This window comes from Achromobacter sp. MYb9 (assembly GCF_002975275.1).
Lineage (GTDB): Bacteria > Pseudomonadota > Gammaproteobacteria > Burkholderiales > Burkholderiaceae_B > Achromobacter.
Genome location: NZ_PCOQ01000017.1, coordinates 1 through 19,792 on the forward strand (window position 1 = coordinate 1; position 19,792 = coordinate 19,792).

Sequence of the window (19,792 nt, forward strand, 5' to 3'; positions counted from 1 at the left end):
GGGGGCGGGGGCGTTGGGGCAGGCGTGGCCGGGTCAGACCAGCGGGTCTTCGGGGCTGGATTCCGCCGGCAGGGGGCCGCCGGTCAGCACACGAACCAGATCAATGACGGTCAGGATGCCCATGGCAACGGACGCGTACAGCGCCGCCGTGTTGAACACCGCCAGGCGCATGCCGGTGACCGGCAGCACGGTGTCCATGCCGATGACGGTCTGCACCCAGCTGCCCTGCGCCATCAGCCACAGCACCCACAGCACCAGCAATTGGCAAAAGATGTGAGACACGCGGCGCGCAGCGGGTCCGAAACGCTCGACCAGCATGGTGACGCCGATGTGCTGGTGTTCGCGCAATGCAATGACGGCGCCTAGGAAGATCAGCCAGACAAAGGCCAGGCGGGATACCTCGTCAGACGCGTTGATGCCGGAATTGAACAGGTAGCGCAGCGCCACGTTGCCGAACAGCAGCACGACCATGACGGCCAGACAGGCCACCATCAGCCAGGTCTGTAGCGCAAAACACCAATCGGCGGCGCGGGCCAGCGGTGACCCGCCGCGCCGCCCGGAAGGGAAGGCTTGCATGTTTGTCTCCTACCCCGTTTTCCGGGGCTTTTTTCGCTTATGCTTTGGCGGATGTTAGCGCTAACATTTCAACTTTGGCAAGCCCCTGTTTTTTGCGTCAGACTACGCGCTTCCCACTCGACCACGAGGGCCAATGTCCGTCCGTAAACCTCGAAGTTCGCACGCTGGCCGCGTCACCATGCAAGAGGTGGCGCGCCGCGCCGGCGTCAGCGCCATCACCGTGTCGCGCGCATTGCGCACGCCGGACAAGGTGGCCGAAGCGCTGCGCCTGCGCATTGCGCGCGTCTGCCAGGAACTGGGCTATGTGCCCAACCACGCCGCCAGCGCGCTGGCGTCGGCGCGGTCGCAAACCATCGTGGTACTGATTCCGTCGCTAAGCAACGTGGTGTTCGTCGACATTATTTCGGGCATCAAGGAAGTGCTGGACCAGCATGGCTATCACATGCTGATCGGGGTGACCGGGTATTCGCCGGACGCCGAGGAAGCCTTGTTGCGCAAGTATTTGCAGCATTCGCCGGATGGGTTGATCTTGACCGGCATCGACCACAATCCCGGTACGTGGGCGTTGCTGCGCACGCAGCGGATGGCCACCGTGCACACGATTGAAACGCTGGCCGACGGCGAAGACATGAGCGTCGGCTTTTCCCAGTTCGACTCGGGCTACGCCGCTTGCCGTCATCTGGTGGAGCGTGGCCGCCGGCGCATCGGCATCATCGGCGCCCAATTGGACCCCCGTTCCTTGCGCCGCTGCGAAGGCGCGCGGCAGGCGTTGCGCGACGCGGGTTGCTACGACGCCACGCTGGAAATCATGACGCCCGAAAAATCCTCCATCAGCCTGGGCGCATCATTGCTGGAAACCTTGCGCCAGCAGCATCCGGATTGCGACGCCGTCTTCTTCTGCAACGATGACCTGGCGCAAGGCGCGGTGTTCCAGTGCGGCAGGCTGGGCGTGCGGGTGCCGGAGCAAATGGCGTTGATCGGCTTTCACGACCTGGCCGGTACGGCCTGGACCACGCCGCCCCTGTCCACCATTGCCACGCCGCGTTACCAGATCGGCGTATCGGCGGCGGGGCTGCTGATGCAGCATCTGTCGGGCGAACCCGTTGCCCTGCGGCACGTGGACCTGGGTTTCACGCTGGTGCAGCGCGAAACCAGCTGAACGGCGGGCCTAGCTTGCGCGGCGCATGGCCAGAAAAACACCCGAAGCCATGATCAGCGCCATGCCCGCCAGCGCCAGGCTGTCAGGGGGGCGCTGGAACCAGAATGTGCTGAACAGCACGGCCAGCAACAGCTGAAAGTAATTCAACGGCGCCAGCGTCGCGGCCGACACCCGCTGAAATGCGGCAATCAACAACACCTGCGCCAGTCCGCTGCATGCGCCCAGCGCGATGATGAGCGCGGTGTCGGCGGGCGTGGGCCAGGGATCCGGCAGGAAGAAAGGTGCTGGCAGCGCCGTGACGACCAGGCAGATGATGGCCGTGTACGCGTACTGCACCGGCCCGGGCACCTTGCCCGACAGCTTGCGCGTCAGCACCTGGAAGATTGCGTAGCAGACGGCCGACACCGCCATCAGCAGCGTGCCCAACAGCGGCAGGTCGGCGCCGGGCCGCACGATCAGCAGCATGCCGGCAAACCCTACGGCCACCGCTAGCCATTGCACGGGCCGCACGCGCTCGCCCAGCAACCAAGGCGACAGCGCCACCATGATGAGCGGCGACGTGAAGTAAATGGCGGTGGCTTCCGACAAGGGCATCCAGATCAGCGCGGTCATAAAGCAGGTGGCCACCGTGGCCAGCGTCACGCCGCGCAGCACCAGCAACGGCTTTTCGGGCGCGTCACGCAGGCGTAGCCCGTTACCGTGACGCCACAGCATGAAGACCGCAAGCACGATCACCGCCAGATACCGCATCACATTCAGGAACGGCGCGGGGTAGCGTTCCAGCATGTGCTTGGACCCCGCGTCAAACGTGGCAAATGCCACCAGCGCGGCGAAAAACAACAGGATCCCGGCGTTGCGGGTGGTGGACGAAGGCGGCAGGACAGCGGAGGGGATGGTGGACATGGCGGGGGACGGGCGTCAGGCGCCGCCGTGTCCCATGCCTTGCAGGAACGCATCCAGCGCCGGGCCGATCGCTTGCACCATGTAGCCGCCTTCCTGCACGACGACGGTGGGCACGCCCAGGCTGGCCACGCGCGCGCCGATGTCGCGGTAGGCGTCGATGTCCAGCTTCAGTACGCTGATGGGATCGTCTTTGTACGTGTCGAATCCCAAAGCCAGCACCAGGGCTTCGGGCGCGTAACGGCCAAGCGCCGTCAACGCCGTGTCCAGCGCGGCCAGGAAGGGGGCGTTGCCCGACCCGTGCGGCAGGGGCAGGTTCAGGTTGTAGCCTTCGCCCGCACCGTGCCCGCGCTCTTCGGCATAGCCCGTGTAGAACGGGTAATAGGCGCCGGGATCCGCATGCAGCGATACGGTCATCACATCCGCCCGGTGATAGAAGATGTTCTGAGTGCCGTCGCCGTGGTGCGCGTCCACGTCCAGCACGGCCACTTTGGACCAGGTCTGCAAGAGCCGGCTGGCGGCCGCGGCGCTGCTGTTCAGATAGCAGAAGCCGCCCGCGCGGTCGCGGTGGGCGTGGTGGCCGGATGGCCGGCACAAGGCATAGGCCATGCCGCCGGTGCTGGCCACGTGATCGGCGGCGGCCACGGCGCTATGGGTAGACCGCAGCGCCGAGCGCCAGGTCTGGGGCCCGATCGGGCAGGACAGGTCGCTAAGGTAGTAGCCCGTCTGCGCCACGATGGACGGCGACGGGCAGGGGCCGCGGCCCGCCTGCTCGATGCGGCCGTTGTAGTACGGAGACAGGTTCGGCAGCACTTCAGGCCCCGGATCCACGCCGGGCGCCTTCTGCGATTGCCAGCGGGCGTAAGCGGTTTCCAGGTAGTTCAGGTAGTCGGCGCTGTGTATGTTCTCTAGCGGCTTGCGGCCGTAGTCGGCCGGCGCTTCGACCTTGATTCCCCTTGCCGCCAGCGCGCCTTGCAGGCTTTCGGCCCGCGACGGCAAGTCGGTGGGCGCGCTGAGGCGGCCCAACCGCATGAATTGCTGCGGGGTGTGCAGCAACTGCTCTTCCGAGAAAAACGCCTTCATGATGGTCCTCGCTGACGCGTCAAGCCTGCTTGATTTCGATTTCGACGAAAACGAACTCGGTTTCGCTGGGGTTGATGACGTTGTGCTCCACGCCAACGGGTCGATAGTAGGCGACGCCGGTCGTAAGCTGGCTGGTGATCGGGCCATCGGGGGTATCCAGCAGCAGGGGGCCGGTGGTTTGCGGCACCACCACGTAGTTCATGCCGTGGCGGTGCCAGCCGGTTTCCCCGCCCGGCGGAAAGCGCCATTCAGTGACGGTGACCTGGTCATTGTCGATCTGCACGGTGGGGACGGCTGCGGGGCGTTGCACGGGGAGTTCTCCTGGTGTTGTGTTCGGGTTCGCGGGGCGTGTTCAGGCCATTGTGGCCTGAGTCGGATCCCAGTGTTGGCCGGGCACGGCGGCGATCAGTTGCCGGGTGTAGGCATGTTGCGGGTTGTCGAAAATCTGCGCGGGCGAGCCGTACTCGACGACTTTGCCCCGATGCATGACCAGTACCGAATTGCAGATCTGCGCGGCGACGCGAAGGTCGTGGGTGATGAACACCAGCGCAATCTGCAGGCGTTGCTGCAGGTCGTGCAGCAGTTGCAGCACCTGGGCTTGCACGGACACGTCCAGCGCCGATACCGATTCGTCGGCGACCAGCACCTTGGGCTCAAGCGCCAGGGCGCGGGCGATGCCGATGCGCTGCCGCTGCCCGCCCGAAAATTGATTGGGATAGCGGTCGAAAGCGGACGGGTCCAGCCCCACCAGCGACAGCAGTTCGCGCACCCGGGTTTCAGCTTGTGCGCGCGGCACGCCGTTGGCGACGGGGCCGTCGCTGATGATGCGTCCGACCGTATGGCGCGGGTTGAGCGACGCGAACGGGTCTTGGAAGATCATCTGGATGTCGTGGCGCAGGGGCCGGAAGCGCGACTCCGACATGGCGGCGATGTCCTGCCCATTGAAGATCAGCTGGCCACCATTGATACCGACCAGTTTCAGCAGGCACTTGCCGATGGTCGACTTTCCCGAACCCGATTCGCCCACGATGCCCAGCGTCTCGCCGCGCCGAACGGCAAAGCTCACGCCATCCACCGCGTGCACCTCGCGCTTTCCACCCAGCCAGCCGTGGCCGATCACATACGTCTTCTTCAGGTCCTTGACCTCGAGCACGGGGTGGTCGTCCGCCGCGGCCACGCGTTCTTCGCCGCGGCGATGCGGCACCGCGGCAATCAGACGTTGGGTATACGGATGGCGAGGGCGGTTCAGCACCTCGTCGGCAGGGCCTTGTTCCACCAGCACGCCCTTTTCCATGACGGCGACGCGATGGGCGATCTCGGCCACGACGCCGAAGTCGTGCGTGACGAACATCACGCCCATGCCTTTTTCCTTCTGAATGCGGGCGATCAGCGCCAGGATCTGCGCCTGGGTGGTGACGTCCAGGGCGGTCGTCGGTTCGTCGGCGATCAGCAGCGCCGGCTCCAGCGCCAGCGCCATCGCGATCATGACGCGCTGCCGCTGCCCACCGGACAGGCGGAAAGGGTAGACGTGATACAGGGTGGCGGGATCCGGCAAACCCACGAAGGCCAGCAGTTCCAGCGTGCGCTTTAGCCGTTCGGCGCCCGGGTAGGCGTTGTGGACGCGCATGACTTCGCTGATCTGGTCGCCCACCGTCATCAGCGGGTTCAAGGCCGACAGGGGCTCCTGGAAAATCATCGCCATGTCTTTTCCGCGCATGGCTTGCAGCGTGGCTTCGTCCTGCCGCAGCAGGTCCTTGCCGCGAAACAGAATGCGGCCTTGTTGCGGTGTCAGGTAGTCGGGCAACAAGCCCATGATGGCGTTGGCGCTCATGGACTTGCCCGAGCCCGATTCGCCGACGATGCACAGGATTTCTCCTGCCCGGATGTCGTACGACACGTCTTGCACGGCAAAGGGGCGATCGCCGCCGCGGGGCAGGGCGATGCTCAGGTTCTGGATGGACAGCAGAGGCGTGGCTTCGGTCATGTCGGCCTCCTATTCGCCGCGCTTGCGCAGTTGCGGGTTCAGGGCGTCGTTCAGCCCTTCGCCGATCAGGTTGATGGCCAGCACGGTCAGCAGGATCGCCACGCCGGGCCAGACGCTCATCCACCAGGCTTCGCGGATCATCGTGCGCGCGGCGCCGATCATGAAGCCCCAGCTCATCAGATTACGGTCGCCCAGCCCCAGGAAGGACAGCGATGATTCCGTCAGGATGGCGGTTGCCACCATGAACGACGCCGACACAATGATGGGCGACATGGCGTTGGGCAGGATCTGAGTGCTGACGATGCGGGCGGGCGTCTGGCCGATGACAATCGCCGCCTGCACGAACTCGCGCTGCTTGAGGGTCATGAATTCCGACCGCACCAGGCGCGCCGCCGGTGGCCATGACACGATGGCGATGGCCCCCATGATGGAATAGACGGACGGGCTCAGGATGGCCACCAGCACGACCGCCATCGCCAGCTGCGGAATGGTCTGGAAGAATTCGGTGAAGCGCATCAGCGCATCATCCACGCGGCCGCCGCAGTACCCTGCGACGGCACCGACCAGGATTCCGAAGAGGAGCGCCACGGCGGTCGACAGAAGACCCACCATCAGCGACACCCGGGCGCCCCATACCAGGCCGGCCGTGATATCGCGGCCCAGCATGTCGGTGCCGAAGGGGTAGTCGGCATTGGTGAAGGGTGGAATCAGCGGGTCCGCCACCATCATCCACGGGGACTCCTCGTACAGCAGCGGGGCGGCCAGCGCCACGACAACCACGACAAGCATGATGGCAAGACCCGCCACCGCGCCGTAGTTGCGCATGTATCGTTGGGCGAATGACTTCATGCGGCGGCTCCTTGCTGCGCACCGGCGCCGATGCGCGGATCGATCAGGCGGTACAGCACGTCGGTCAGCAGGTTGAACACCACCACCATGATGGAGGTGACGAGGAAAATGCCCAGCAGCAGCTGGTAGTCGCGTTGCAACAGGGCGTCGAACATCAGGCGGCCGATGCCGGGCCAGGCGAACACGGTTTCGGTCAGCACCGCGCCGCCGGCCATCTGGCCCAGCTGGATGCCGGCGAATGTGATGACCGGCAGCAGCGCATTGCGCAGCACATGGGTGCGGATGACGCGGCTGGGGCTCACGCCCTTGGCGCGCGCCGTCTTCACGAAATCCATGCCGATGACTTCAAGCATGGAAGCGCGCGTCAGCCGCACGTACACGGCCATGAAGAAGCAGCCCAACGTGATGGTGGGCAAGACCAGGTGCTGGGCGATGTCCGCCGCGCGCGCCAAGCCGGTCAAGCCGGAGCCCACGGTCTCCATGCCGAAGGCCGGCAGCCAGCCCAGCACCACCGAGAACAGCAGAATGCCCATCAGCGACAGCCAGAAGAGCGGCGTGGCGTACAGCAGCAGCGCACCCGTCATGACCGAACTGTCGATCCAGCGGCGCTTGTTCCGGTAGCGGGCCTTTGCGGCGACGACGCCCAGGAAGACGCCCAGCACGATCGAGAACACGAAGGCGCAGGACATCAACAGGAAGGTCGCGGGCAGGCGTTCCACGATCAGGTCCAGCACGGGCACGTGATTGCGGTAGGAAAAGCCCAGGTCCAGCTGGACCACGCCCTTCAGATACAGCATCAACTGGGTCAGGATCGGCTTGTCCAGGCCGAAGGCCACGCGCAACTGATCGACATAGGCGGCGTCGCCCGCGCCGGCCTGGCCCGCCAGCACGGCGGCGGGATCCCCCGGCGCCAGGCGGATCAGGAAGAAATTGATGATCACCACGCCCAGCACGACCACCAGGGCCTTGCCGATGCGAGAAACAAGGAAAGACAGGAATTTCATGCTCTGGGTCCTCTCTGGACGGGCGCGGGCTGCCTGGGCAACCTCCGTCGCGCGGCCGGGATCCGCCGCCGCGGGGACTCCGCGGCGGCGTCTTGCTGCGCTTACTTCTCGATGTACACGTCGTCGAACGACTCGTTCAAGCCGATGGCGGTCTTGACCAGGTTCTTCACGTTGCCGCGATACAGGGTGGGGAACTCCATGTCCACCAGGAAGCCGTTGGCGACTTCATTGACCAGCGTCGTCTGCAGCGAGGTGTAGAGCGCCTGGCGCTTGGCCGGATCGACTTCGGAGGCGGCGGCTTCCCATTGCTTGTCGGTCTCGGGGTTGCTGTAGCCCTGCACGTTGGCGAACGGCGAGCCCTTGACGATGTTGGACGTGATGTACAGCCGCTGCACGCCCAGCGCGGGGTCGCCGTACTGGTAGGTGAAGGTCGTGGTCATGTCGAAATCCCAGTTGCCCGTGCGGCTGGCCCAGCCGCCTGCGTCCGTCGATTCCAGGTTGACCTTGAAACCCAGCTGTTCCAGCGCCTGCTTGGTGTATTCACCCAGGCGGTCCCAGGTGGAGCCGTAAGGGAAGCTCAGCTGGCGGATCGTGTAGTCCTCGGGCTTGATGCCCGATTCCTTGATCAGCGCGCGCGCCTTCTTCATGTCGAAGGGCATGGCCGGCATGTTCTTGTCATAGAACATCTCGGTGGTCACGAAGGGGCTGGTCGACACCTTGCCCAGGCCGAAGAAGATGTTGTTGACGACCATGTTGCGGTTCATCGCGGCCATGACCGCCTGGCGCACCTTCAGGTTGTCGAACGGCGGCTTGCGCATGTTGAAGATCAGGTAGGCCTGCGGCGAGAACATTTCCCAGCCCGCCGTGGTGTATTCCACCTTGGGCAAGGCGCGCAGGCGCTTGATGTCCACGTTGTCCACATCGCCGCCGCGCAGCACGTCCACGCTGCCGCGCTCGAACGCCACGGCGCGCGAAGCCGCGTCGGGAATCACGTTGAACACCAGTTCGTCCAGATACGGCATGCCCGGCTTCCAGTACGCCGGGTTTCGCGTCAGCTTGATGTATTCGCCGCGCTTCCATTCCTTGAACATGAAGGGGCCCGTGCCCACCGGCTTCTGGTTGGCCGGGTTGGTCATGTAGTCGGTGCCGGCATAAAGATGCTTGGGCATCATCGGCGCAAAGCCCGGCTCGAACATCAACATGAAGGCGGGAAAGGGCGTCTTCAGTTTGATGACGACGGTCTTGGCGTCGGGCGCCTGCACCGAATCGACGAACTTGTTCAGGATCACACGGGCGCGTGCATGCGTCTTGGGCAGCATGTCGGCCAGCGAGAACACGACGTCTTCCGACGTGAACGGCTTGCCGTCATGCCACTTGACGTTGTCTTGCAGGTGGAACGTGTAGGTCAGGCCGTCGGCCGCGGCTTCCCACGATTTGGCCAGGCCCGGCTGCGGCTTCAGGTCGGTGGAATAGGTCAGCAGGCTTTCATAGATCTTGCCCGCGACGAATTGCGTGGGGCCTTGCTGGTTGATGGCCGTGACGATCACGGGCGGCTCCGGCTGAACGATCATGTTCAAGGTGCCGCCCTTGGTCTGGGCCAGGGCATGCGTGGCGGGCAGCGCGGCCGCAAGGACCAATGCGCCGAACTTCAAGGAGAACCATTTCTTCGATTTCACTGCGAGCCTCCGGGCTGGAAAGGGACTGACAGGTGACCGCCGTCGCGCGGCGGGATGCCGGGCAATAACAAGCAAACCTCGTGCCACCTGCATTTCTCAGGGGTACTACGGGTGAAGCCGATACAACCATGCTTCATACAGGTGCTGGGTAAGGCGGCCGCGCACCATTGCGGCGAAATCGGCGGTGCTAACGCGCGGCGTTGGCGCGCGCCACCATGGCATCAAGCAGCACGTTGCAGCCTGCTTCCAGATGCTCGGGCTGCGCGTCTTCAATCTCGTTGTGGCTGATGCCGTCCTTGCAGGGCACGAAGATCATCGCCGTCGGGGCGACCGCGGCCATGTAGACCGCGTCGTGCCCCGCGCCGGTCACGATGTTCATGGCGGGCAGGCGGCGGTTGGCCGCGCCCTGGCGCACCTTTTCCACCAGATCCGGGTCGAAGGGCGTGGGAAGGAAGGTCTGCACGTCTTTCACTTCAACCCGCACGCCATGCGCGACGGCAATGTCGTCGCAGGCGCGGCGCCAGGCCTGGTCCATGCGCGCCAGCGTCGCTTCGTCTTCATGGCGAAGGTCCGCGGTGAACCGGACCTGGCCCGGGATGACGTTGCGCGAACCCGGATAGGCGTGAATTTCGCCCACGGTGCCGCGCCCATGCGGCTGGTGCGTGTTTGCAATGTTGATCACCGCTTGCACCAGGAAACTGGCGGCGAACAGCGCGTCGCGGCGAATCGCCATGGGCGTAGGGCCGGCGTGCATCTCCATGCCCGTCACCGTGATGTCGTACCACCGCAGGCCCAGCGAGCCGGTCACCACGCCGATGATCTTCTCTTCATGCTCCAGGATCGGGCCCTGTTCGATATGCGCCTCGAAATAGGCGTCGACCGGCCTTCCACCGACGGGGTCGGCGCCTGCGTAGCCGATCGCCTGAAGTTCATCGCGCACCGCCAGACCCTGGGCGTCTCGCGCCGACAGCGCCGTCTCCAGCGGGAACTTGCCCGCGAACACGCCGGATCCCATCATGACCGGCACGAAGCGCGATCCTTCCTCGTTCGTCCAGATGGCCAATTCCAGCGGCGCTTCGGTCTCGACGCCTGCGTCGTTCAGCGTGCGCATGACCTCAAGCCCGGCCAGCACCCCATAACAGCCGTCGAACTTGCCGCCCGTGGGCTGCGTATCGATATGGCTGCCGGTCATCACGGGCGGCAGATCGTTGTTGCGGCCGGCGCGGCGCGCGAAGATGTTGCCGACCTGGTCCACTCGCACCGTCATGCCGGCGTCGCGCATCCAGCCCGTCACAAGGTCTCGGCCCTGTCCATCCAGCGCGGTCAGCGCCAGACGGCAATTGCCGCCCTTGGGCGTGGCGCCGATCTGCGCCAGATCCATCAGTGATTGCCACAGCCGCTTGCCGTTGATGGAAAGGGAAGACGATGTCATGGGTTGCCTCGAAGGTCTGTGAATGAATCGAAGTCTTCGCGCAGGCGCGCCAGGATGCCCAGCAAGTGCGTATGCATGGCATGCCGTGCCCGGATCGGGTCCCGCGCCACGATGGCATTCAGGATGCGCTGGTGTTCGGCATGGGCGGCGGCCCACGCCTGCGTGGTGACGAAGTAATCCTGCATGCGGCTGTACACCGGGCTCGCCTGGCTGAGATTCCACAAATGCGCGACGGCCGACGCCAACGCCGCGTTGCCGCAAGCGACGGCGATGGCGCTATGGAATTCGCGGTCGTGGCGGCCGGGCGAATCGGTCAGCGACATGTCGGCATGCGCGTCGCGGATGGCGGCGATCTGCGCGGGCGTCGCCTGGTGCGCGGCAAGCGCGGCGCATTCGGGCTCGATCAGCATGCGGGCTTCCAGCAGGTCGAAGGGGCCGAAGTCGTCGCGGTCCGCCGCGGCGTGCGATGCCGAACCGGCGGTCGCTGGAAATCCGGCGCCATCCGGCGCGATGGTCACGAACACGCCAGAACCGACCCGCACTTCCACGTAACCCTCGATCTCCAGGGCGATCAAGGCTTCGCGGATCGACGCCCGGCTGACCTGCAATTGTTCCGCCAGTTCGCGCTCGGACGGCAGCCGCCCGCCGCGGGGGAAATCACCCGCACGGATCCGGCCGGCGATCTGGTCGGCGATCATGCGGTACAGCCGGGTAGCAGCGACAGCCTGGAACGTGCTCATGGCGTGATTGCCAACTTGAATGGCCTGGTGGTCAGGCCACCAATATAGGCATGCCGCCATTGAAATAGAAGAGAAATATCGGTGATTCAGGGAAAACGATCAGAGGGATTTCACGTCTTCCTAGCAAGTGGTCAGGCCAGTTAGGCATGATCTGAAACGCCCCCGGGCTTTACAGTTTTAGAACAATTGGCCAACAAAACCGCCGGGCTTCGGCGGCTCCGCAAATCGATAATTCCGCCGGCCCGATGTCGGGCTGGAGGCCGTCCGCCGATGGGCGGCAGGGAGATGCGGAGTGGGAATGGGGGCAATGCGGGCGGCCCGGCTGGAGGGCTGGGCGATTGGCGTGGGGCTGCTGGTGTTCGCCTTGTGCTGGCTGCCCCTGCTGGACCGGGGGGCGCTGGCGCCGCCCACCGACAATATCGAGCAATTGACCTGGGTGCGCAGCCTGGAATGGGGGTATTACAAGCATCCGCCGTTGCCGACGTGGCTGCTATGGCCGGTGGTCCAGTTGCTGGGATGGTCGGCGTGGGCAACGTATGTCGCGGGTGCGGCGTGCACGTTGGGCGCTTTCGCGCTGCTGTGGCGCCTGATGCGCGAACTGCGCGGGCGCGCCTATGCCATGACCGCTTTGCTGGCCGGCTTGTGCGTCACCTTCTACAACGGCCGCCTGTACTTCTATAACCACGAGATCGTGCTGATTCCGCTGGTGGTGGGCTGCGCGGCTGCCTGTTGGAAGGCCTACACGACGCGCCGTATCGGCTGGTGGCTCGCGCTCGGTGTCTGCCTGGGGTTGGGCGCCTTGGCCAAGTACCAGGTGGCGGTGGCGGGCGTGGCCGTGCTCGTCTTCTGGCTAAGCCAGCGTGGCTGGCGCGACCCGATGCAGGGGTTTGGCTTGCAGGTGGCCGGGCTGACGGCGTTGGCGGTGTTTTCGCCGCATCTGGTCTGGCTGGCAGCCAACGACTTTGAGTCGGTGGGCTACGCCATGTCATCGTCGCTGGCGGCCAGTTTGCCGTGGCCCGCCCGCGCGCAAGAAGTGGTGCGATGGTGGGGCGACCAGTTGCTGAACCGAGCCATGCCGGCATGGGTGCTGTTGGGGGCGGTGTGGCTGCTGGCGCGGCGCCGGCCATGTCGCGGGGTCGTTCCGGGATCGCCAGTCGCTGCGTCTGGCGATCCCGGGCGCGCGCTGTTACTGGCCTTCGGTTTCACGCCGCTGGTCTTTGTCAGCACGATGACGCTGGCCACCGGTTCGCACGTTCAACTGCATTGGGGCACGCCGTATCTGTTGTTCGCGGTCCCGGCCGCGATGGAACTGCTGCGCGGCCGCGCAGGGTGGGGGCGTGTCAGGCCACGGGAAGCAGCAGCGGTGTTCATGCTGATTCAAGTGCTGCTGATGGCGCGCGTGGAACTGACCTCGCCCGCGGGGGCGGGCTTGGCACGCCGTGCGGCGGACTGGCGGTATTTCGATTCCCAGGCGTTGGCGCATGCCCTGCATGGGCGGGCCACGCAAGCCTTGGGCGGGCCGGTCCGGGTGATCTCGGGGCCGCCGGCGGAAGCTGGCGCACTGGCTTTGCGGCTGCCCGAGCAGCCCCTGGTACTGATCGACGGGCAGTTGCGCTTCAGCCCGTGGGTGCCCCCCGGGTTGGCGGCCGCATGCGGAGCGCTGGAACTCAGCATGAATGCGCATCCGCCGGGCTACGAGCCGGTCGGCGCGGGTTTCCCCGGCCTGTACTGGCGGGTGCTTCCGCCCGGCGCCGCCTGCGGCGCAAACGACTAGGCAGGGCCTACTGCGCGTCGCCGTCCGGCTCCGGCGTTTGCGTGAAGGCGCGCACCAGGCGGGCGATGCCGTCCAATTCGTCGTGCGCGCCCACCACCCATTCCGGCTTTTCGAACGGGCTGTCCGACGGCGTCTTGTCCAGGTTCGCCTTCAGGTCATCCAGCAGTTCCAGCGCCATATCGGTCGCCTGGGGGCTGCTGCGGGTGGAAAGGGCGATGGCGATCGCCAACGCCTGGCGCATGGCCAGCAAGCGGCCTTCCAGTTCAGTGTCCATGAGGGTGTCCTTTTTCTGCATCGTGAATGGGCGCATTTTAAGGGCCAGACCGCTCGCGCATTCGCTTGGCTCGAGGTTTGCGCAAGATCAAGGTGGGAAGGGCGCTGCAGGCGAATAATCCGGGTTATGCAAGCCGCCCTACGCCCACTCGTTTCAGAACCACCGGCCCCTGCCGCCGCCGAGCCATTTTTCCCGCCCCAGTTGCTGGCCAGGCTGGACAAAAACGGGCCTCGCTACACCTCTTATCCCACGGCTGACCGCTATCACGCCGGTTTCGGCGAAGAAGACTACCGGCAGGCGTTGCAACAGCGGCGCGCCGCCACGCCCGACGAGCCCCTCTCGCTCTACGTGCACATCCCATTTTGCGATTCGGTCTGTTACTACTGCGCCTGTAACAAGGTGGTGACGCGGCATCACGAACGCGCAGCCCGCTATCTGGATGCGCTGGCCCACGAAATCGCCTTGCATGTTAAGGAACTGGGCGCGGGCGTCCCGGTGTCGCAGCTGCATTTCGGTGGCGGCACGCCCACCTTCCTGTCCGACGACGAACTGACCCGCCTGATGCAAGACCTGCGGGCGGGTTTCCGGTTCGAGCCGGATGCGGAAATCTCGATCGAGGTCGACCCGCGCACGGCCACGCCTGCGCGCCTGGCTCATTTGCGGCAGTTGGGCTTCAACCGGCTGAGCTTCGGTGTGCAGGATTTCGACCCGAAAGTGCAGGTGGCGGTGCACCGGGTGCAGTCCTTCGAAGACGTGCGGGCGCTGATGCAAAGCGCCAGAGCGCTAGGCTACGACTCGGTCAACGTAGACCTTATCTACGGGCTGCCCTTGCAGACGACCCAATCGTTCACGCGCACGATCTCGCAGGTCGTGGCGCTGCGGCCTGATCGCATCGCGTTGTACGCCTATGCGCACTTGCCGGAACGTTTCAAGCCGCAACGCCGTATCAACGACGCCGACTTGCCCGACCGCACCACCCGCGTCGGCCTGCTTAGTTCGGCCATCGACGGCTTCCTGCAGCAGGGCTACACGTACATCGGGATGGACCATTTCGCGTTGAACACCGACGCGCTCGCCATCGCCAAGCAGCGCGGCGAACTCCACCGGAATTTCCAGGGCTACAGCACGCAGCCCGACCGCGATCTGGTTGCGCTGGGCGTGTCGGCCATCGGCCGCATCGGCAATACCTACAGCCAAAACGCCAAAGTCCTGGACGCCTACTACGCCGCCATCGAGTCCGGGCATTTCGCCGTCGAGCGCGGCTTGGCGCTCAATGCCGACGACCTGGCCCGGCGCGAGGTCATCATGGACATCATGTGCCAGGGCCGCGTGGAATTCGCGCGAATCGAGGCGCGCCATGGCCTGCGCTTCGGCGACTATTTCAGCCGCGAATTGCTGCAAATGGCGAACCTGGCCGAATTGGGCCTTGTGAATTTGCGCGCGGGCGAGGTCCAGGTGACCGGGCTGGGCTGGTATTTCGTGCGCGCCGTCGCCATGGCGTTTGACGGCTATTTGCGCAGCGTAAGCACCAGCGCCAGCTATTCCCGCATCATCTGAGCGGCCTGGGCAAGGCGCCTCGGGCGCCTTGCGCATCATTATTCGGCGAACTTCTCGCGCAGGTACAGCGCCAACGACAGGTCGTCGGCCAGCTGCAGCTTGCGCATGGCCCGGCGCTTGTGCGTGCTGACCGTCTTTTTGCTACGCATGAGCCGGACGGCGATCTGCGTCACCGATAACCCCTGACTGATATGCCGAAGAATTTCCACCTCCGAGGTGGTCAGGAGCGCTTGCGGGTGCGTGGGCTGCAGTGGGCGGATCTTGCCTTCTTCGACTGACAGGAAGGGGGCCTTGCCGTTCAGTACTCCGCGGATCATGTCCGGCAGCAAGACCATCCCCCATTGCTTGGCCAGGTACCCGTTGGACCCCGCGCGAAAGGCGGCATACTGCGTTTCATAGAGATTGCCGGCCGAAAACGTGATGATCGCCAGATTGGGGTGGTATCGACGCAGGCGGCGCAGGTAATTGACGCCATCCCAGGGTTCCTGGGGCAGGTAAAAATCTATCAGGGCCACGTCACAGGGCGTTTGGCCGAGCTTTTCCAACAGGGAACGCGCCGAGGTTTCTCGATGGACGACCCGGAAGCCCGGGCGGCTTTCCAGGTAGGCGGCCACCCCCAGCGCCACCACGGGATGGTCGTCCAGCACGGCGACCCGAATGGTGGGGGGAGGGCGCGACAGCAGCAGGTGCCTGCGAGCGCCTGGGCGATCATCGCTGTCGCCGCTGCGAGGCGGAGACGAAAAGAATGACGCCACGGTCACAGGCGTTGAAACAGATTTCATCGATGCCCCATAGGCCGGTAAAAAGGAACGCCGGTTGCGGTTTCATCCGGTTCAGGGCGAAATCCGAAGCATGCGTCGCGGTTGTCTGAAATTTGCGAAGGCAGATTACGTTTTCGTGCGGTTGTCCGGACAGGAAAAGCGCCAAAATCAGACTGTTGCACCCTTGGCCTGATATAGAGCGTAAGCATGTTGAAGAAGATCCTGGTGTTAGGGCGAGACGGTCAATTGGGTTTTGAGCTCAGGCGCAGCCTTGCGCCGCTGGGCATCGTGGCAGCGGTGGGCAAAAGCGAGTGCGACCTGACCTACCCCCTGCAGCTGGCGCGCGTGGTCCGCCGCGAAAAACCCGACGTCATCGTCAATGCCGCCGCGCTGACGTCGGTCGAGCGCGCCGAAGAAGACGTAGTGCGGGCCATGCGGATCAACGGCGAGGCCGCGGGCGAGCTCGCCGCCCTGGCGGCAAGCCGGGGCGCGCTGATTGTCCATTACTCGTCCGATTACGTGTTTGATGGCGCCAAACCGGATCCTTACGTCGAAACCGACACGCCCGCGCCGCTGAATGCCTATGGGCGCAGCAAGCTCGCGGGCGAACGCGCCGTCCAGGTCATGAATCCGGCGCATCTCGTGTTCCGCACGTCGTGGATCTACGGCGTCTTCGGCAACAGCTTCCTGCGATCCATGCTGATGGCGTTGCGGCAGCCCGAGCCGCTGCGCGTTGTCAGCGACCAGCGAGGCGCGCCGACCGGCGCCGCGTTCGTTGCCGACGTGACGGCGTTCGCGGTGGCGCGCTATTTGCGCGGCGGCGACGGATTCCCGTTCGGGCTGTATCACCTTGCGGCCGCAGGCCATGCCTCCTGGCACGAATACGCCTGCTTTGTTGCAGAGCAGGCGCGGATCGCGGGGCTGCCCATCACGCTGACGCCGGCCGACATCCAGCCCGTCCCCTCCAGCCAATACCCCTCCACGGCGCGCAGGCCCTTGAACTCCTGCCTGGACACCGGTTTGCTCGAACGGCAATTCGGAATCCACTCGCCGCCATGGCGGGACGGCGTGCGGCACGCGCTGGCTGCCATCGTGGGCAGCCGCAACCTGGCGTGAGAGGGCGGTTGTCTCGTTTACGCGACGGAAAGGGCGCAAATGGTGCTACAATCGGCAACGATAAACGCAATTGATCCGTTGATCTTGATTGCGCCACTTTGCTTCGCGCCGCCTCGGGCGCGTACCAACAGGCTTAGAACCATGTTTTTCCCGCTGGCACGAACTACGACCCGGAACTTTCGCCCTATGTCGCGTTAGTTTTTCGTGCGTCGGGTTTCACCGTGTCAGGTCAGCGGTAGGACTCAGCAAGACAACCACTAGAACGCGGCTCTCAGGCCGCGTTTTTCGTTTCCGATTTTCGTTTTTTCCAGTTCCAAGAACCCCAGGAAGCACTCCCGATGGTACAGATCACATTGCCCGATGGTTCGCAGCGCCAATATCCGGGACCGGTAACGGTCGCCGAAGTGGCGCAATCGATCGGTACGGGCTTGGCCAAGGCCGCCTTGGGCGGCCGCGTGACGGTCGAAGGCGCGGAATCCAAGCTGGTCGACACCAGCTTCCGCATCGAAGGCGACGCTCGCCTGGCGATCGTGACCTCCAAGGACGCCGACGGCCTTGACCTGATCCGCCACTCCACGGCCCACTTGCTGGCCTACGCCGTCAAGTCCTTGTTTCCTGACGCCCAGGTCACCATCGGCCCCGTGATCGACAACGGCTTCTACTACGATTTTTCGTACAAACGCCCGTTCACCCCGGAAGACCTGGCCGCCATCGAAAAGAAGATGGCCGAATTGGCCAAGAAGGACGAAGTCGTCACGCGCGAAGAATGGTCGCGCGACGACGCCGTCGAATTCTTCAAGGGCATCGGCGAGACCTACAAGGCCGAGATCATCGCTTCGATTCCCTCGAACGAGCCGCTCAGCCTGTACCGCGAAGGCGATTTCATCGACCTGTGCCGCGGCCCGCACGTGCCGTCCACGGGCAAGCTGAAAGTCTTCAAGCTGATGAAGGTGGCGGGCGCCTATTGGCGCGGCGACAGCAAGAACGAGATGCTCCAGCGCATCTACGGCACCGCCTGGGCGACCAAGGAAGACCAGGAAGCCTACCTGCACATGCTGGAAGAGGCCGAACGCCGCGACCATCGCAAGATCGGCCGCGAACTTGATCTGTTCCACTTCCAGGACGAAGCGCCGGGCCTGATTTTCTGGCACCCGAAGGGCTGGGCCCTGTGGCAGCAGGTCGAGCAATACATGCGCGCCGTGTACAACAACAACGGCTACCAGGAAGTCAAAGCGCCGCAGATCCTGGACCTGTCGCTGTGGAAGAAGACGGGTCACTGGGACAATTATCGTGAAAACATGTTCACGACCGAGTCCGAGAACCGGGTCTATGGCTTGAAGCCGATGAACTGCCCGGGCCATGTGCAGATCTTCAATTCCGGCCTGCATTCCTATCGCGAGCTGCCGCTGCGCTATGGCGAATTCGGCCAGTGCCATCGCAACGAACCCTCGGGCTCGCTGCACGGCATGATGCGGGTGCGCGGTTTCACGCAGGATGACGGCCACATTTTCTGTACCGAAGAACAGCTTCAGGACGAATGTGCCGACTTCACGGCCCTGCTGCAAAAGGTCTACCGCGACTTCGGCTTCACTGAAGTGCTGTACAAAGTCGCCACGCGTCCTGAAAAACGCATCGGCTCGGACGAAGTCTGGGATACGGCCGAACAGGCCCTGATGGAAAGCTTGCGCCGCACGGGCTGCGAATTCGAGATTTCGCCCGGGGAAGGCGCCTTTTACGGCCCGAAGGTGGAATACACCCTGAAGGACGCCATCGGCCGTCACTGGCAATGCGGTACCATCCAGGTCGACTTCTCCATGCCCGTGCGCCTTGGCGCCGAATACGTGGACCAGAATGACCAGCGCCGTCCGCCGGTCATGTTGCACCGTGCCATCCTGGGTTCGCTCGAGCGTTTTATCGGTATGCTGATCGAAAACCATGCCGGCGCGATGCCTCCCTGGCTGGCTCCGGTGCAGGCTGTCGTATGCTGCATTTCCGAACCTTCAGCCGATTATGCGGCTGAAACCACACAAAGCCTGAAAAAACAAGGCTTTAGAGTAGAGTCCGATTTGCGTGGTGAAAAAATCACTCGTAAAATTCGGGAGCACAGCCTGCAAAAGGTGCCGTACATTCTTGTCGTCGGCGACAAGGAGAAGCAAAACGGCACCGTAGCCGTACGCGGTCTGGGCGGACTGGACCTTGGCGCCATCGCATACGACGAGTTCGTCGCGCGATTGTCCGAGGATGTGTCCACCCGTCGCGACGTCAATCAACCTGATAGCAGTGCTGCTTAACATTTCTAGGAGCTTTCAACATCGCCACTGAAAAAGCCAATCGCATCAACGGTGAAATCCGCGTCCCCGAGGTGCGCCTGATAGGTCTGGAAGGGGAACAGCTGGGCATCGTCAAGATCGCCGACGCGTTCCGTCTTTCCGAGCAAAGCGACGTGGATCTGGTGGAAATCGCGCCGAACGCCGAGCCGCCGGTCTGCCGTTTGATGGACTACGGTAAGTTCAAGTACCAAGAGCAGAAGCGTCAAGCCGAAGCTCGTTCCAAGCAGAAGGTCATCCAGGTCAAGGAAGTCAAATTCCGTCCGGCCACCGACGAGGGCGACTACCAGGTCAAGCTGCGCAATTTGCGCCGCTTCCTCGAAGAGGGCGACAAGGCCAAGGTGACGCTGCGCTTCCGTGGCCGCGAAATGGCCCACCAGGAACTTGGTATGCGCGTGCTTGAACGTGTGCGTGACGATCTGCTGGAACTTGCCCAGGTCGAAGCCATGCCGAAGCTCGAAGGCCGTCAGATGGTCATGGTGCTGGCGCCCAAGAAGAAGGCCGTGCCCGCTGCGGGCAAGCCTGAGTCGGCGGCGTAAGTTCCAGCCTTGGCCTTCCCTGGAGGGCTAGGCCGCTTCCC

18 protein-coding genes are annotated in these 19,792 nt (G+C 64.2%); 6 read left to right on the top strand and 12 right to left on the bottom strand.

Going from position 1 to position 19,792, the window contains the following annotated elements; translation table 11 throughout:
* Window positions 1–33: 33 nt before the first annotated feature.
* Window positions 34–576: a TRAP transporter small permease gene (locus tag CQ050_RS21300; protein ID WP_105558824.1), complete on the bottom strand. Its 543-nt coding sequence runs from the start codon at window positions 574–576 to the stop codon at window positions 34–36.
* A gap of 133 nt (window positions 577–709) precedes the next feature.
* Between CQ050_RS21300 and CQ050_RS21305 the strand changes: the two genes are divergently transcribed.
* Complete coding sequence (locus tag CQ050_RS21305) at window positions 710–1,735, top strand: LacI family DNA-binding transcriptional regulator (protein WP_105558825.1); 1,026 nt, start codon at window positions 710–712, stop codon at window positions 1,733–1,735.
* 9 nt (window positions 1,736–1,744) lie between these two features.
* Here CQ050_RS21305 and CQ050_RS21310 read toward each other — a convergent pair whose 3' ends face one another.
* The 9 genes from CQ050_RS21310 to CQ050_RS21350 form a co-directional block, all read right to left on the bottom strand.
* Window positions 1,745–2,638, bottom strand: a complete 894-nt coding sequence (locus tag CQ050_RS21310) for a DMT family transporter (protein WP_105558826.1) — start codon at window positions 2,636–2,638, stop codon at window positions 1,745–1,747.
* A gap of 15 nt (window positions 2,639–2,653) precedes the next feature.
* The gene (locus CQ050_RS21315) at window positions 2,654–3,718 is read right to left on the bottom strand and encodes a histone deacetylase family protein (RefSeq protein WP_105558827.1); all 1,065 of its coding nucleotides are present in this window, start codon (window positions 3,716–3,718) and stop codon (window positions 2,654–2,656) included.
* A 19-nt stretch (window positions 3,719–3,737) separates the two neighbouring features.
* Window positions 3,738–4,028, bottom strand: coding sequence for a cupin domain-containing protein (locus CQ050_RS21320; protein ID WP_105558828.1), 291 nt, complete (start codon window positions 4,026–4,028; stop codon window positions 3,738–3,740).
* A 42-nt stretch (window positions 4,029–4,070) separates the two neighbouring features.
* Complete coding sequence (locus CQ050_RS21325) at window positions 4,071–5,702, bottom strand: ABC transporter ATP-binding protein (protein ID WP_105558829.1); 1,632 nt, start codon at window positions 5,700–5,702, stop codon at window positions 4,071–4,073.
* Between the two features lie 9 nt (window positions 5,703–5,711).
* Window positions 5,712–6,551, bottom strand: a complete 840-nt coding sequence (locus CQ050_RS21330) for an ABC transporter permease (RefSeq protein ID WP_105558830.1) — start codon at window positions 6,549–6,551, stop codon at window positions 5,712–5,714.
* The gene (locus CQ050_RS21335) at window positions 6,548–7,555 is read right to left on the bottom strand and encodes an ABC transporter permease (protein ID WP_006226975.1); all 1,008 of its coding nucleotides are present in this window, start codon (window positions 7,553–7,555) and stop codon (window positions 6,548–6,550) included. Before CQ050_RS21335 ends, CQ050_RS21330 begins: the two co-directional genes overlap by 4 nt.
* 101 nt (window positions 7,556–7,656) lie before the next feature.
* Window positions 7,657–9,231 (bottom strand): ABC transporter substrate-binding protein, encoded by a 1,575-nt coding sequence (locus tag CQ050_RS21340; protein ID WP_105558831.1) that lies wholly within the window; start codon window positions 9,229–9,231, stop codon window positions 7,657–7,659.
* Window positions 9,232–9,418: 187 nt separating this feature from the next.
* Window positions 9,419–10,663 (bottom strand): Zn-dependent hydrolase, encoded by a 1,245-nt coding sequence (locus CQ050_RS21345; protein WP_105558832.1) that lies wholly within the window; start codon window positions 10,661–10,663, stop codon window positions 9,419–9,421.
* The gene (locus tag CQ050_RS21350) at window positions 10,660–11,403 is read right to left on the bottom strand and encodes a FadR/GntR family transcriptional regulator (protein ID WP_105558833.1); all 744 of its coding nucleotides are present in this window, start codon (window positions 11,401–11,403) and stop codon (window positions 10,660–10,662) included. The genes CQ050_RS21345 and CQ050_RS21350 overlap by 4 nt, the downstream gene beginning before the upstream one ends.
* A 298-nt stretch (window positions 11,404–11,701) precedes the next feature.
* Between CQ050_RS21350 and CQ050_RS21355 the strand changes: the two genes are divergently transcribed.
* Entirely contained in the window at window positions 11,702–13,177 is a 1,476-nt protein-coding gene (locus CQ050_RS21355) for a glycosyltransferase family 39 protein (protein WP_233214211.1), read from the top strand.
* Between the two features lie 7 nt (window positions 13,178–13,184).
* Here the strand turns inward: CQ050_RS21355 and CQ050_RS21360 are convergent, their stop codons facing one another.
* Window positions 13,185–13,451, bottom strand: a complete 267-nt coding sequence (locus CQ050_RS21360) for a hypothetical protein (protein ID WP_105558931.1) — start codon at window positions 13,449–13,451, stop codon at window positions 13,185–13,187.
* Between the two features lie 126 nt (window positions 13,452–13,577).
* On the opposite strand from CQ050_RS21360, the gene hemN reads away from it, so the two are divergent.
* Entirely contained in the window at window positions 13,578–15,008 is a 1,431-nt protein-coding gene (hemN, locus tag CQ050_RS21365; RefSeq protein ID WP_199196888.1) for an oxygen-independent coproporphyrinogen III oxidase, read from the top strand.
* Window positions 15,009–15,046: 38 nt separating this feature from the next.
* Here hemN and CQ050_RS21370 read toward each other — a convergent pair whose 3' ends face one another.
* Window positions 15,047–15,790: a response regulator transcription factor gene (locus tag CQ050_RS21370; protein ID WP_105558836.1), complete on the bottom strand. Its 744-nt coding sequence runs from the start codon at window positions 15,788–15,790 to the stop codon at window positions 15,047–15,049.
* Window positions 15,791–15,976: 186 nt separating this feature from the next.
* Here CQ050_RS21370 and rfbD point away from each other — a divergent pair, with 186 nt between their 5' ends.
* The 3 genes from rfbD (at window position 15,977) to infC (ending at window position 19,751) form a co-directional block, all read left to right on the top strand.
* Window positions 15,977–16,885 carry a dTDP-4-dehydrorhamnose reductase gene (gene rfbD / locus CQ050_RS21375; RefSeq protein ID WP_105558837.1) on the top strand — a complete coding sequence of 303 codons (909 nt, stop codon included), beginning with the start codon at window positions 15,977–15,979 and terminating at the stop codon, window positions 16,883–16,885.
* A 338-nt stretch (window positions 16,886–17,223) separates the two neighbouring features.
* On the top strand, window positions 17,224–19,176 hold the full coding sequence (gene thrS / locus CQ050_RS21380; RefSeq protein ID WP_105558838.1) for a threonine--tRNA ligase: 1,953 nt from the start codon (window positions 17,224–17,226) through the stop codon (window positions 19,174–19,176).
* Between the two features lie 20 nt (window positions 19,177–19,196).
* Entirely contained in the window at window positions 19,197–19,751 is a 555-nt protein-coding gene (gene infC / locus CQ050_RS21385; RefSeq protein WP_081534364.1) for a translation initiation factor IF-3, read from the top strand.
* Window positions 19,752–19,792 lie beyond the last annotated feature (41 nt).